Origin of the sequence: Rubrivirga sp. SAORIC476, from assembly GCF_002283555.1 — a bacterium.
Taxonomy (GTDB): domain Bacteria; phylum Bacteroidota; class Rhodothermia; order Rhodothermales; family Rubricoccaceae; genus Rubrivirga.
Window position 1 is genome coordinate 108,510 of sequence record NZ_MVOI01000012.1, and the last position, 11,062, is coordinate 119,571.

The 11,062-nt window shown below is 68.4% G+C and carries 13 protein-coding genes; 4 read left to right on the forward strand and 9 right to left on the reverse strand.

All coding sequences use genetic code 11. From position 1 onward, the window contains the following. Positions 1-112: 112 nt before the first annotated feature. The 3 genes from B1759_RS17585 to B1759_RS20380 all read right to left on the reverse strand — a co-directional run bounded on the left by B1759_RS17585 (position 113) and on the right by B1759_RS20380 (position 2,546). Complete coding sequence (locus B1759_RS17585; protein WP_095516393.1) at positions 113-1,645, reverse strand: flotillin family protein; 1,533 nt, start codon at positions 1,643-1,645, stop codon at positions 113-115. 20 nt (positions 1,646-1,665) lie between these two features. Further along, positions 1,666-2,253 carry a protease gene (locus B1759_RS17590; RefSeq protein ID WP_095516394.1) on the reverse strand — a complete coding sequence of 196 codons (588 nt, stop codon included), beginning with the start codon at positions 2,251-2,253 and terminating at the stop codon, positions 1,666-1,668. Positions 2,254-2,423: 170 nt separating this feature from the next. Then, positions 2,424-2,546: a hypothetical protein gene (locus B1759_RS20380; RefSeq protein WP_255380578.1), complete on the reverse strand. Its 123-nt coding sequence runs from the start codon at positions 2,544-2,546 to the stop codon at positions 2,424-2,426. 278 nt (positions 2,547-2,824) lie between these two features. Here B1759_RS20380 and B1759_RS17595 point away from each other — a divergent pair, with 278 nt between their 5' ends. Beyond that, the gene (locus B1759_RS17595) at positions 2,825-3,166 is read left to right on the forward strand and encodes a hypothetical protein (RefSeq protein ID WP_143537469.1); all 342 of its coding nucleotides are present in this window, start codon (positions 2,825-2,827) and stop codon (positions 3,164-3,166) included. Here the strand turns inward: B1759_RS17595 and B1759_RS17600 are convergent. Continuing rightward, positions 3,163-3,759 (reverse strand): gamma carbonic anhydrase family protein, encoded by a 597-nt coding sequence (locus B1759_RS17600; RefSeq protein ID WP_095516396.1) that lies wholly within the window; start codon positions 3,757-3,759, stop codon positions 3,163-3,165. The two genes, B1759_RS17595 and B1759_RS17600, sit on opposite strands and share 4 nt — an antisense overlap. A 122-nt stretch (positions 3,760-3,881) precedes the next feature. On the opposite strand from B1759_RS17600, the gene B1759_RS17605 reads away from it, so the two are divergent. The 3 genes from B1759_RS17605 to B1759_RS17615 are packed head-to-tail and all read left to right on the forward strand — an operon-like array spanning position 3,882 to position 5,297. Beyond that, positions 3,882-4,163, forward strand: coding sequence for a polyhydroxyalkanoic acid system family protein (locus B1759_RS17605; protein WP_095516397.1), 282 nt, complete (start codon positions 3,882-3,884; stop codon positions 4,161-4,163). 11 nt (positions 4,164-4,174) lie between these two features. Continuing rightward, on the forward strand, positions 4,175-4,876 hold the full coding sequence (locus tag B1759_RS17610) for an EcsC family protein (RefSeq protein WP_095516398.1): 702 nt from the start codon (positions 4,175-4,177) through the stop codon (positions 4,874-4,876). Between the two features lie 34 nt (positions 4,877-4,910). Then, positions 4,911-5,297, forward strand: coding sequence for a hypothetical protein (locus tag B1759_RS17615; protein ID WP_095516399.1), 387 nt, complete (start codon positions 4,911-4,913; stop codon positions 5,295-5,297). 48 nt (positions 5,298-5,345) lie between these two features. On the opposite strand, the gene B1759_RS17620 is transcribed toward B1759_RS17615, so the two are convergent. From B1759_RS17620 to B1759_RS17640, 5 genes are all read right to left on the reverse strand, one after another. Beyond that, complete coding sequence (locus B1759_RS17620; protein ID WP_095516400.1) at positions 5,346-5,846, reverse strand: GreA/GreB family elongation factor; 501 nt, start codon at positions 5,844-5,846, stop codon at positions 5,346-5,348. Positions 5,847-5,942: 96 nt separating this feature from the next. After that, entirely contained in the window at positions 5,943-6,188 is a 246-nt protein-coding gene (locus tag B1759_RS17625) for a hypothetical protein (protein ID WP_095516401.1), read from the reverse strand. A 199-nt stretch (positions 6,189-6,387) separates the two neighbouring features. Next, positions 6,388-9,084, reverse strand: coding sequence for a DNA mismatch repair protein MutS (gene mutS / locus B1759_RS17630; RefSeq protein WP_095516408.1), 2,697 nt, complete (start codon positions 9,082-9,084; stop codon positions 6,388-6,390). Positions 9,085-9,276: 192 nt separating this feature from the next. After that, on the reverse strand, positions 9,277-10,236 hold the full coding sequence (locus B1759_RS17635) for a hypothetical protein (protein WP_143537470.1): 960 nt from the start codon (positions 10,234-10,236) through the stop codon (positions 9,277-9,279). Positions 10,237-10,737: 501 nt separating this feature from the next. After that, positions 10,738-11,062 (reverse strand): superoxide dismutase family protein (locus tag B1759_RS17640; protein WP_143537471.1); only part of this gene is annotated, 325 nt, incomplete at its 5' end.

The following is an 11,062-nucleotide window of genomic DNA, read 5'->3' on the forward strand; positions in this document are numbered from 1 at the left end:
CGCGCCTCGGCGTTCGGCTCGCCCCGATCCGCTGGTCGACGAGTCGACCGAGGCGGACCGGGCCTCCGCTTGGGCGTCGCCTGGAACACCTTGAGCTTGTACAGCGACACCGCTACAGCTCGTCCGCCTCGGTGGGCGGCTCGAGGAGCGTGGGCGGGGCGCCATCGCCCGACGCTGCGGGCACGGGCTTGGTCTCACCGAACTGCTGCGCGAGGGCCAGCAGGTCCACGCCCGTGAGGCTCTTGATGAGTTCCGGCGTGGTCGCCATCAGGTTGGCCACCGAGTCGGTGACCCGGCCGACGCCCTGCCCGCCGCCGGTGTCGACGACGGTGAGCTTCTGGATGGACGCCAGCGGCGCGGCGACCTCGCGGGCGAGGGCGGGCATCATGGTCGCGAGCAGGTCGAGCACGGCCGCCTCGCCGTAACGGGCGAAGGCCTCGGCGAGCTTCTCCTTGGCCTCCGCTTCGGCGAGGCCGCGCTGGAGGACGACCTCGGCTTCCGCCAGGCCCTCGGCGCGTGTCGCGTCACCGACGGCTTGACCGTCGAGCCGCTTGGCCTCGGCCTTGGCCTTTGCCTCGGCTTCGATCTCAAACTGACGGGCTTCCGCGCGGCGCATCTGCCGCAGCTTGTCGGCCTCGGCCGCCTGCTCGACGGCGTAGCGATCGGCGTCGGCCTTCTTCTTGACCTCGGAGTCGTACTGCTTCTCGCGGCGCTCGATCTCGAGCTTCTCCAGGTCCACCTCGCGCTGCTTGCGGACGAGTTCGACCTGCATCTGCTCCTCGACCACGACCCGCTGAGACGTCGCCTCCTGGACGGAGTAGGCGAGGTCGGCGGCGGCCTTGGCGGTGTCCTGCTCCTTCTTGAAGGCGGCCACCTTGAGTTCCTTCTCCTTGTTGGCCTCCGCCACGTTCGTGTCGCGGACGAGTTCGGCCTTCTGGCCTTCCTCGTCGGCGTTGGCCTTCTTGATGCGCGCGTCGCGCGTCGCCTCGGCCTCGGCGATGTCGGCGTCGCGCTTGATCGCGGCGATGCGCGGACGGCCGAGCGCCTCCAGGTAGCCGTTCTTGTCGCGGACGTCCTTGATGGTGAAGCTCACGATCTGGAGCCCCATCTTCTTCAGGTCCCGCGCGGCGACCGACTGGACCTCCTGCGCGAACTTGTCCCGGTTGCGATACACCTCCTCGACGGTGAGCGTGCCGAGGATGGCCCGGAGGTGCCCCTCCAGGACCTCGCGCGCCTCCGCGCGGAGTTCTTCGTCCGGCTTGCCCAGGAACTGCTCCGCCGCCGTCGCCACATCCTCCACGGACGAGCCGACCTTGATGACGGCCACGCCGTCGGTCATCACGGGCACGCCTTCGGCCGTGTAGACCTCCGGCGTCATCACGTCCAGCTTGTGGGAGAGCAGCGACATGTGCTCGCGCTGCTGCACAATAGGCACGATGAACGCGCCGCCGCCCCGGACGATCTTGACCTTCCGCGCGCTCTCGTCGGTGAGCACGTTCTTGCTGCCGAGTGCCGCACCCGTGATGATCATCGCCTCGTCGGGCGAGACCGTCTTGTAGCGGCTCGCGACGAGCATCACGAGAAAGACTAGGGAGACGACGATGGCGATGCCGACGATGCCTCCGATTCCGAGTAGTTCGAGCATGGGTCTGAGGGTGTGTGTGTCTATCGAGTCTGAAGTCGTGCGTGAGGGGTCGCGTCGGTCGCCACGGTGAGGTCCTCACGGTCCAGCGGAGCGACGCGCAAGACGCCCTCGCGGTCCACCTCTACCACTACCACGGCGGTGCCCGAGGGGATCGGCGCGCCGGAGAACGAAGCCGCCGTCTGGAAGGTGGTGCTGGCCCCCATGCGGACGATCACTTCGCCGAAGCCGCCTTCGGGAACGCCGGTCGTCAGTTCCCCGGTCTTGCCCGCGTACTCGCGGACGGAGAACCCGGTCGAGTTCTCGCTCGCCTTCATGGGCTTGACGTAGATCAGGTGGAGGGCCACGGCCGCGGCGACACCCAGCGTCGCCGCGACGACCACCTCGGGGATGCGTCCGAGGCCGGCATACGCGTCGAGCAGCAGGCCCGCCCCGCCGAACACGGTCGCTCCGAAGACCCCGGACAGCGGATCGAACACGCCTCCGAGATCGAGCGCATCGAGCGCACCGTCGAGGGCGTCCATCGCGGCTTCCAGAACATCCCCGAGGAAGACGAGCAGCACCGAGAGCGAGAGGCCACCGAGGAGGCAATACCAGTAGACCGTGGTCATCGTCGCGTGTGTCGAGTGAAAGCAGGTCTACGGTGCCGTATGGACCGGGTTACGATCCGAGTCCGGTTCTCGGAAGGTAGAGCGCTCGCCCCACTCTGTCGAACAGAACACGCCCGGGCGGGCCTCCACGGTAAGAGGTCCGCCAGAGCGAGAGCAGTCCGTGGGGCGGACTATCGGTAGATCGAGTCCAGGATCGACTCCCGGGACGGGCTGGCTGTCTTGAGCAGCAGCACCGACGACGCGAGGCAGGCAATCCCGATCGCGGCCATCAGGCGGAGGTTCGAAGGGGTCATGGCGGAACAGGGCGGGGATCTGGGAGCGCTTCCAAAGATCCTGCCATGCCTCTTCGGCACCCCGACGAGGGACTCAGGCGACCTCAACAGCTCACCGAGTGGTCAGACTCGACACATGAATGGCTCCTGGACGTACCGAAATCTCCCCTACCCCCTGCAAGTAATTCTTCTCTCATACCCGCCAAATACACTACCCTTCGGTAGCCGATTCGCACACACTCGGGTACAAAGCGCCAGTCGCGTCCGGCCTCATCTCTCCACCACTACCACCACCTCTCATGGCTAAGTCGTCAAAGACTCCCACCTTCGACATGGACATCGTAGACAAAAAGGCTGCCGCTGGCATCCTCAAGTCGTCCCGTCAGCGCGGGTCCCGTTCGTCCAAGTACACCCCCATCTACGAGAGCATCTCCGGACTGAGCGACGGCGAGTTCCTCGTGCTCCGTTCCATCGACAAGAGCGCCAAGCTGGGCATCTACCAGGGCGTCAAGCGCAACTTCGGCACCGACGTGAAGATGGCGTCGGCGCGGGACCGCGACGCGTCCGGTGAGGCCTACACGCTCGTCATCGGCCGGGCGACCGACCACGATGAGATGCGCGAGCTCGCCAAGCGCGGCTAGCCGGCGTCCGTCATCCGGTCCTCGGGGCGGCCCGTGTAGAACGGGTTGGCTCCGCCACCTCCTTCGGGAGTCGCCTCGGGGGTCTCGACGCCGCGGTACATCCTCGCCATGCGGACGTAGTGCGCGGCGTTCGCTCGGTTTCGCTCCACCTCCGCCTCGGTCAAGGGTCGGACGACACGAGCAGGCGACCCGAGCACCAGGGAGCGCAGGGGGATGCGGGTCCCTCCGGTGACGAGCGCCCCGGCGCCGACCAGTGACCCGGCCCCGACGACGGCGCCGTCCAGAACCACGGCGCCCATCCCGATCAGCACGTCGTCCTCGACCGTGCAGCCGTGGACGACAGCGTTGTGCCCGATGGTGACGCCCGTCCCGATCCAGCAGGGGTGGGTGCCCCGCGAGACGTGGACCGTGGCGTTGTCCTGCACGTTGGAGGACGCGCCCACATGGATCCAGTGCACGTCGCCGCGGAGGGAGGCGCCGAACCAGATGCTGGCGCCGTCACCCAGGGTGACGTCCCCGACGACCGCGGCAGTGTCGGAGACGTAGACGTCGGCCCCGAGGCGGGGGAAGCGGCCGAGAAAGGAGTCGATCATGGGAAGTAGATGCAGGCCGGAGGGCTCGAACGCGCCGGTGGCCATGAGGGGGCGCCTGGGATGGAGGAGGCAGGCGGACCCCCGGCGGGGAGGTGGCGTACGTCTGAGCCGCCGCCCCGAATATGGCCCACATCGTCGTCTCCCGCCCGCATTCCCTCGACCCCGACACGGCACACAAGGCCGTCGACGAGGTCGCCGACCGCCTTCGGCGCGAGTTCGGCGTCCAGACGCGCCGCGAGGGCGGGACCGTCTGGGTGGACGGGCGAGGCGTCTCTGGCCGCTTGGAAGCCACTCCGGACACCCTCCACGTCGAGGCGACACTCGGGCTGGCCGCCCGGCCGTTCCGCCGACTGCTGCGCCGCGAGATCGAGACCGAACTCGACCGCCTCGCCCCTCTCTCCTGACCCCATCGACCATGCCCACCACTGTCCGCCGCTTCGTGCTCGACCGCCTCTACCCGACCGTCCTGAACGGCGTGCCCGGTCTCGGGACGCCACAGGACCGGGCCGCCGACGCCCGACTGGGCGGCGGATCGACCGACGAACAACTCGACCGGTTGGTCCGCCGCCACATCGCCGCATCCGCCTCGGCGGGCTTCTTGAGCGGCCTGGGGGGGTGGATCACGCTGCCCGTGGTGCTGCCCGCCAACCTCGCTGCGGTGGCCTCGGTCCAGCTCCACATGGCGGCCTCGGTCGCGGCCCTCGCCGGGCACGCCCCTGAGTTGCCCGGCACGCGCGAGCGCGTCCTGAAGTGCCTCGTCGGTAGCGGCCCCGCGGACCCCGCTCGCGACGCCGAGCAGGAGACGCTCGACCGGTTCGGGTTGAAGCTGGCCGAACGCGGCCTCAACTTCGTGGTGGCCACGACGGTGGGCGCCGTGAAGTGGGGCGCCAAGAAGGTCGTCGAGGGTGGCGTGAAGCGGAAGCTGGTCCGCGGGATCCCCCTCGTCGGCGGCGTGATCGGCGCGGCGTCCGACGGATACGTGACGATGAAGGTCGCCGAGGCAGCCCGCGCCGAGTTCTTCGGCGGCATCGAGCAGCCGGCCACGCCCGACTTCGCACCGACCTCTGGCGACGGCCTCCCCTCTGGGGTCGTGCCTGCCCCCAGCGACTCTCGCTGACTCCTTTCCATTCTCCTCTCTCCTCCCCTCTCCCATGGACACCATCCCCAACGAAACCGAAGCCGCCGAAGTCGCCGCCACCGTCGACGACCTGGAGCGTGGCTTGGCCCAACTCTCGCTCTCCAAAGCGATCAATCGCATCGACGACTGGAAGCGCAAGCTGATGGCCACCGAGCGGACGGACCTGATGCACATCGGCGCCACCCTCGGAGAACTGCACCAGTCACTCGTCGGCGAGGGCATTGATGGAGCGCGCGTAAGCACCCTGCTCGTCCGCCTCGGCGAGCAGACCGAGGCCGCCGCCAACGACGTGTCGCCGTCCACCACGGGCGACTCGAACGTGGAACTCCAGCAGGCCCTCAAGCGGCTGGGGTCGCTGTTGAGGCATGCCGGCGGAGCACTCGGCGGCACGACCTCCTGATCCTGTGCCCTCCCCCGGGCCGCCTCGGCGGCCCACCCGGGCTGGCCCTCACGGCACGTACCGGACCGCCAGCACGACGAGCGGGCGGTCACCAGCGGGCGTCCGGAGCAGGGCGGTGTCGCCCACGCGTTTTCCCGTCAGCGCCCGTGCGATGGGCGACGTAAATGCCACCGTGCTCGCCTCGGCGTCCGCCTCGTCGACCCCCACGATGCGGACGGAGCGCTCCGTGCCGTCGGCATCGCGGAGTGTGACGGTCGCACCGAACCGCACGTCCTCCCGGTCCACCTCGGCCGGGTCCACGACCTGACTGCGTGCGATGCGCTCGATGAGCCCCTTCAGCTTTCCCGTCAGCATCTCCCGCTCGCGCGAAGCATCGGGGTGCTCGGCGTCCAGGTCCGCGCGGGCCCGTTCCAGGGCGGCCTTCTCGGCACGGAGCGCGGCGAGGCCGGTCGGCGTGACGTAGTTGGGGACGCCTGCGGGGAGCGGCGCGCGGGGTGGGACGACGACGGGGACCTCCGGGGCCCCTTCCTTTACGAAGGCTCTGCTCATCGGGCGACTACGCCTACCGCCTCCCCGAGGTGCCCCACATACGAAAAGGGCGCCCCCCGGAAGACCGGAGGGCGCCCAGAAGGCAGAAGCCGAAGCTTACTGGCCCAGCGCGTCGGCGTCGGGCTCACCGGGCTCGTCAATGATCTCGCCGTCGCCGATGACGTCAGCGGAGTCGCCCGGGGCGGCGGTGTCCTCGATGACCTCGTCGACCATGTCGGCCTGCTCGTCGTAGGAGTCCTCAATCGCGTCGCCCTGGTCCTCGATGGCGTCAGCCTGCTCGGACTGGCACGCGGCGAGGCCGAGGGGGAGGGAGAGGGCGAGGGTAAGAATGAAAGCGCGCATGACGGTTTTCTGTGGGGTGTGGGGTGTGGATGGACTCCAGACGGCGCGAGCGATGGTGCGACGTTCGGGGTCCCGGGGCAGACGCCCCTGATCTCGCAACGTACATCGTTCCGCTCCGCAAGATCCAATGTGGAATTGTGGAACCGCCCACTTCCCTCCCTGAGCGCCTGAAATGGGGGTTCCCCCGGTGACACTCCGCTTAGACTCCTCGCTCTCCGCCTGCGGTCTTCTTCAGGTCCGCCAGCGCCATCAGCGCCTCGATGGGCGTCATGCGGTCTGGCTCGAGTCGGTCGAGGTGGTCGAGCACCTCCGTCGCGATGGGGTCCGGCACGGCCAGCGCGACGGGCAGCGGCGCTCCGGCAGGGAGCGCGCTGACGGACGGGCGCCCGACGGCGGGCATCCCGTCGCCCACCGGCTCGCCATGGACACCCACCTCGGCAGCGACATCGTGGGCTTCCAGGTGCCGAAGGACCCGCTTGGCGCGCGCCACGACCGACGGCGGCAGGCCCGCCATGCGGGCGACCTCGATGCCGTAGCTGTGGTCCGCCCCCCCCGGCACGAGCGTTCGCAGGAAGACCACGCGTCCCTCGTGTTCGCGGACGCGGACGCTGAAACTCTTGACGCGGGCCAGCCGCTCCGAGAGCGCGTCGAGTTCGTGGTAGTGCGTCGCGAAGAGCGTCCGCGCGGCGACGGCGGAAGTCTCGTGGAGGTGCTCCACGATGGCCCACGCGAGGCTGAGACCGTCGAAGGTACTCGTCCCCCGGCCGACCTCGTCGAGCAGGATGAGGCTCCGCGCGGTCGCATTGTTGAGGATGTTGGCCGTCTCGTTCATCTCCACGAGGAACGTCGACTCGCCCGCGGCGAGGTTGTCGCTGGCACCGACGCGCGTGAACAGTGCGTCCACCACGCCGACCCGCGCGCGCGCCGCCGGGACGAAGGCGCCGACCTGCGCGAGCAACACCACGAGCGCGGTCTGCCGGAGCACCACGCTCTTGCCCGCCATGTTGGGGCCCGTGATGAGCAGGATCTGGCCCGCCTCGGTGGCCACGTCGGGGTCCTCGCCCACCGGTGCCCCGAGGCGGACCGAGTTGGGGATGAACGCCTCGCCCGCGGGCAGCATCCGCTCCACGACCGGGTGGCGCCCGTCCACGATGTCGAGCACCGCCGACGTGTCGACTTCGGGGCGGACGTAGCCGTTGCGCTCGGCGACCTCGGCGAAGCCCGCCAGCACGTCGAGCGCCGCGAGCGCCTGCGCGTTGGCCTGGATCGGCTCCACGGCCTCCGCGACCCCTTCGCGTAGCTCTTCCACGAGCCGCGCCTCGATCTGGCCGATCGTGTCCTGGGCGGTCAGGATGGTCTCCTCGTACTCCTTTAGTTCGGGCGTGATGTAACGCTCGGCGTTGACCAGCGTCTGCTTGCGGATCCACTCCTCGGGCGCCTTGTCCTTGTGCGCGTTGGTGACTTCGAGGTAGTAGCCGAAGACCTTGTTGAAGCCCACCTTGAGGCTTGGGATGCCCGTTCGCTCGGACTCGCGTGCCTGGAGTTCGGTCAGGTACTGCTTCCCACTCCCAGCGATCTCACGGAGACGGTCCAGCTCGGCGTCGAATCCCGGTCGGATGGTTCCGCCGGCCGAGAGCTGGGCCGGGGGCTCGTCGGCGAGAGCGGCGGCGATGGCGGCGGCCGTCTCGGAGCAGGGCGTGAGTCGCTCGCGGAGGCGACCGATCAGCCCGGCCTCCTCTCCATCGAGGAGCGCCTGGATGGGCGGGATGCGACGGAGGGTGGTGCCAAGGGCGACGAGGTCGCGCGGCGTGGCGCGGCCGGTGCAGACCTTGCCGCACAATCGCTCCAGGTCCCCGACGTGGCGCAATTCCTCGCGGACGGACCGGCGGAGCCGGGGAGCCAGGAAGAGCGCGTCGACGGCGTCGAGCCGCTGCTGAATGCGCCCCACGTCACGCAGGGGGCGGACGAGCCACTGCCGCAGCAGCCTCCCCCCCATCGGGGTCAGCGTGGCATCCATCACGCCCACCAGCGAGCCATCCTTGCGACCGTCCTGCATCGAGGCGACTAGTTCCAGGTTGCGCTTCGTCGCCGGGTCGAGCGCGATGTGGTCCTCGGAGCGGTAGCGCTGGAGACGCCGGACGTGCGGGATGCGGCCCTTCTGCGTCTCGCCGAGGTAGTAGAGCGCCGCGCCTGCCGCCGTGATGCCGACCGAGAGCCCGTCGACGCCGAAGCCTTTGAGGCTGTGCGTCTGGAAATGACGGAGCAGCGTCTCGGTGGCGAAGTCGAGCCCGAAGACCCAGTCCTCCTGCTTCGTCACCGCAAATGGCAGTTCGCCTCCCTGCACCGCCCGCATGGCGTCGCGGAGGCGGTCCACGTGGCGCTTATCGACCACCACCTCGGCCGGGGCGACCGTCTGCAAGAGGCTCCCGAGGCGACCCACCTCGGCTTCGGTGAGGAAGAACTCGCCCGTCGAGGCGTCCGCGAACGCCACGCCGACCGTCGACGCCTCGCGGCCCTCGCCCCAGGCGACGGCGGCGAGGAAGGTCGAGTGTTTGGCATCCAATAACGGATCACGGAACGCGACGCCTGGCGTGACCACCTCCACCACGCCCCGCTTGACGATGGTGCGCGCGTGCTTCGGGTCCTCCAGTTGCTCGCAGACGGCGACGCGGTGGCCCGCCTGCACCAGCTTCGGGAGGTGCTGGTCGAGCGCGTGGTGCGGGAAGCCTGCCAGCGGGATCTCCTCGGCCGCCCCGTTGCCGCGCTTGGTGAGCGTGATGCCGAGCACGTCGGCGACGGTCACGGCGTCGTCCTCGAACGTCTCGTAGAAGTCGCCCATGCGGAAGAGCAGGATCGCGCCGGGGTGGCGGTCCTTGATCTTCCAGTACTGCCGCATGAGGGGCGTCAGGCGCTGCCGCTTGCGGTCGGTCTCGTTCAGGAACAGGTCGTTTTGCTCGGCCACGGTCGATGGGATCTCGTGCCCCTAAACTAGCGGCGCCCGCCGCCACCTCTGTGACAGCGGGCGCCAAAAGGCCCCGGTCTGGATCCAGTCGGATCGAGCCGACTCGGCCGTCGGCATCGGCGCTTCCTACGGCTTGCCGAGCCCGTAGTCCACCGTATACAGCTTGGGGTTGCTCGGCCGCGACTCCGCCCCACTTGAATCAATCGTCCGCACGTCGAAGGAGACCGCTCCACTGAAGGTCTGGCTCTCCTCCACGACGGACGTGTCGTCCCAGAACTCGGTGCTGGACGTCTCAAAAAAGTCCGTCTGGCCGGAGTCGAGGTTGATTCGCCGAACCCGGTAGCGGTCGGCGCCCCCGATGGGCGTCCAACTGAGCCTCGCACGTCCCTGGTCAATCACCCCGGAGAGGGTCGGCGACATAGGAAGTGTCCGGAAGTAAGCGAGATCCGACCTTGACCGAACGGATGAGTCTCTCGTGTCGATCAGCTCGATCTGCCATGCGTACTCCGTCGACCCCTCCAACCCGCTCACGACCCGAGAAGAGGCGCCCCCCACATTAACCCCCCTTGTATTGCTATACACCCCGTTAACCTTTTTGGACAACGAGAAGACTCCTCTTGTGTAGGCATCCGTCCCCGACCACTGAAACTCTATTCCACTTTGAAAATCCACCCCCTGCTGGCCATTGGGGTACGTCGCCCCGGGCTGCGGAGCCTGGATTCCCAAGAAGTCGTACCCGATCTCAGCCGTGTACTGGTAAATGCAGTTCTCACTCGTCGAGTACACGGTTTCGCCTGTCTCGACGCTCTGCACGCCATTCGATGTCTCTTCATGCAATGTCCAGCTCAGAAGCTCCAGGTCGATATCAGACCGCACGAAGTCGTATACCCCGGGAAAGAATTCCACTTCCTTGGTCATGCCATTGATGTCACACCGGACGGCCGTGAAGAATGCCGTCGCAGAGCCACCGGCGCTGAAACCAATCGACTCAACCTCGATGGTCTCCAACACCACATCGACGCTGTCTCGATGTTCGAAAACGGCCTGAGCGCCAGAGCTGACGCCCGCTGACTTCTCAGCTGCCATGTGTTGCGCGGACACGCCAGCGTCGTCCAGCGGGGTGGAGGAGTCACACGCCGACAACGCGAACGCGAGACAGAAAGCGGCAAGCAGGGGGCGAAACGGGAATCGGGGAATCATTGCAGAGTGGGGGGGTGGGGCGACATGACATCAGGACGGAGGGGCTTCCTGCGCCCTGAACCCAAATGCTACGAGGCTGGCCATCTTCTCCGAGTGGTACGCATGTCCCCACGTACCTATCGATTCCTCCTGATCCAGCCCCCCCTACCGACGGACTGGAGATCCACTCTCCCACGGGTACTCGAAGCCGCGCCCGCCTCGGGCGCAAAGTCAGCAAACTTCGTAGCTGTGGGCACTGGCCTCGCCAGTCGCAGTACTCATCCAGCGGCCGGGCAGGCTGTGCGTGAAGCAGGGCCGGCTACGAGGCGGTACTCGAGGGCTGATCGCTGGATGGCGTGGAGGGCTCCGCGGAGAGACGAGGGGGCCCACTCGGACACCGAACGTCGTCTAGGGCTCGATGCAAACGACCGGAGCATCCTCTCGGGCCTCAGCTTCGGCAGACGGCGCACAGCCGACGCGCGGACCGGCGTCGCCGCTGGGCTGGCTCGTCAGGTCGTCGGCGCCGCCGTGGACCAGCACGGCCTTGCCGAGGATCGCCGTCGGCCCCTCGAACGACAGCACCGAGTCGATACGGACGCCGAGCGCCTGCCCAGTCGCCTCGGCGAGGATGTTGCCGAGGTCGCCCGCGTGCCGCTGAGCGGGCGCCGCGCTCGGCGCGCCGTGCTCGCTGCTGAGCGGGTTGAAGTGGCCGCCCGCCGCGCCTGCGGGCGTG

Coding starts and splice junctions, on each gene's coding strand:
- B1759_RS17585 (WP_095516393.1), bottom strand. CDS start 1,645: ATGCTCGAACTACTCGGAATCGGAGGCATCGTCGGCATCGCCATCGTC.
- B1759_RS17590 (WP_095516394.1), bottom strand. CDS start 2,253: ATGACCACGGTCTACTGGTATTGCCTCCTCGGTGGCCTCTCGCTCTCG.
- B1759_RS20380 (WP_255380578.1), bottom strand. CDS start 2,546: ATGACCCCTTCGAACCTCCGCCTGATGGCCGCGATCGGGATTGCCTGC.
- B1759_RS17595 (WP_143537469.1), top strand. CDS start 2,825: ATGGCTAAGTCGTCAAAGACTCCCACCTTCGACATGGACATCGTAGAC.
- B1759_RS17600 (WP_095516396.1), bottom strand. CDS start 3,759: ATGATCGACTCCTTTCTCGGCCGCTTCCCCCGCCTCGGGGCCGACGTC.
- B1759_RS17605 (WP_095516397.1), top strand. CDS start 3,882: ATGGCCCACATCGTCGTCTCCCGCCCGCATTCCCTCGACCCCGACACG.
- B1759_RS17610 (WP_095516398.1), top strand. CDS start 4,175: ATGCCCACCACTGTCCGCCGCTTCGTGCTCGACCGCCTCTACCCGACC.
- B1759_RS17615 (WP_095516399.1), top strand. CDS start 4,911: ATGGACACCATCCCCAACGAAACCGAAGCCGCCGAAGTCGCCGCCACC.
- B1759_RS17620 (WP_095516400.1), bottom strand. CDS start 5,846: ATGAGCAGAGCCTTCGTAAAGGAAGGGGCCCCGGAGGTCCCCGTCGTC.
- B1759_RS17625 (WP_095516401.1), bottom strand. CDS start 6,188: ATGCGCGCTTTCATTCTTACCCTCGCCCTCTCCCTCCCCCTCGGCCTC.
- mutS (WP_095516408.1), bottom strand. CDS start 9,084: ATGCGGCAGTACTGGAAGATCAAGGACCGCCACCCCGGCGCGATCCTG.
- B1759_RS17635 (WP_143537470.1), bottom strand. CDS start 10,236: ATGGCAGCTGAGAAGTCAGCGGGCGTCAGCTCTGGCGCTCAGGCCGTT.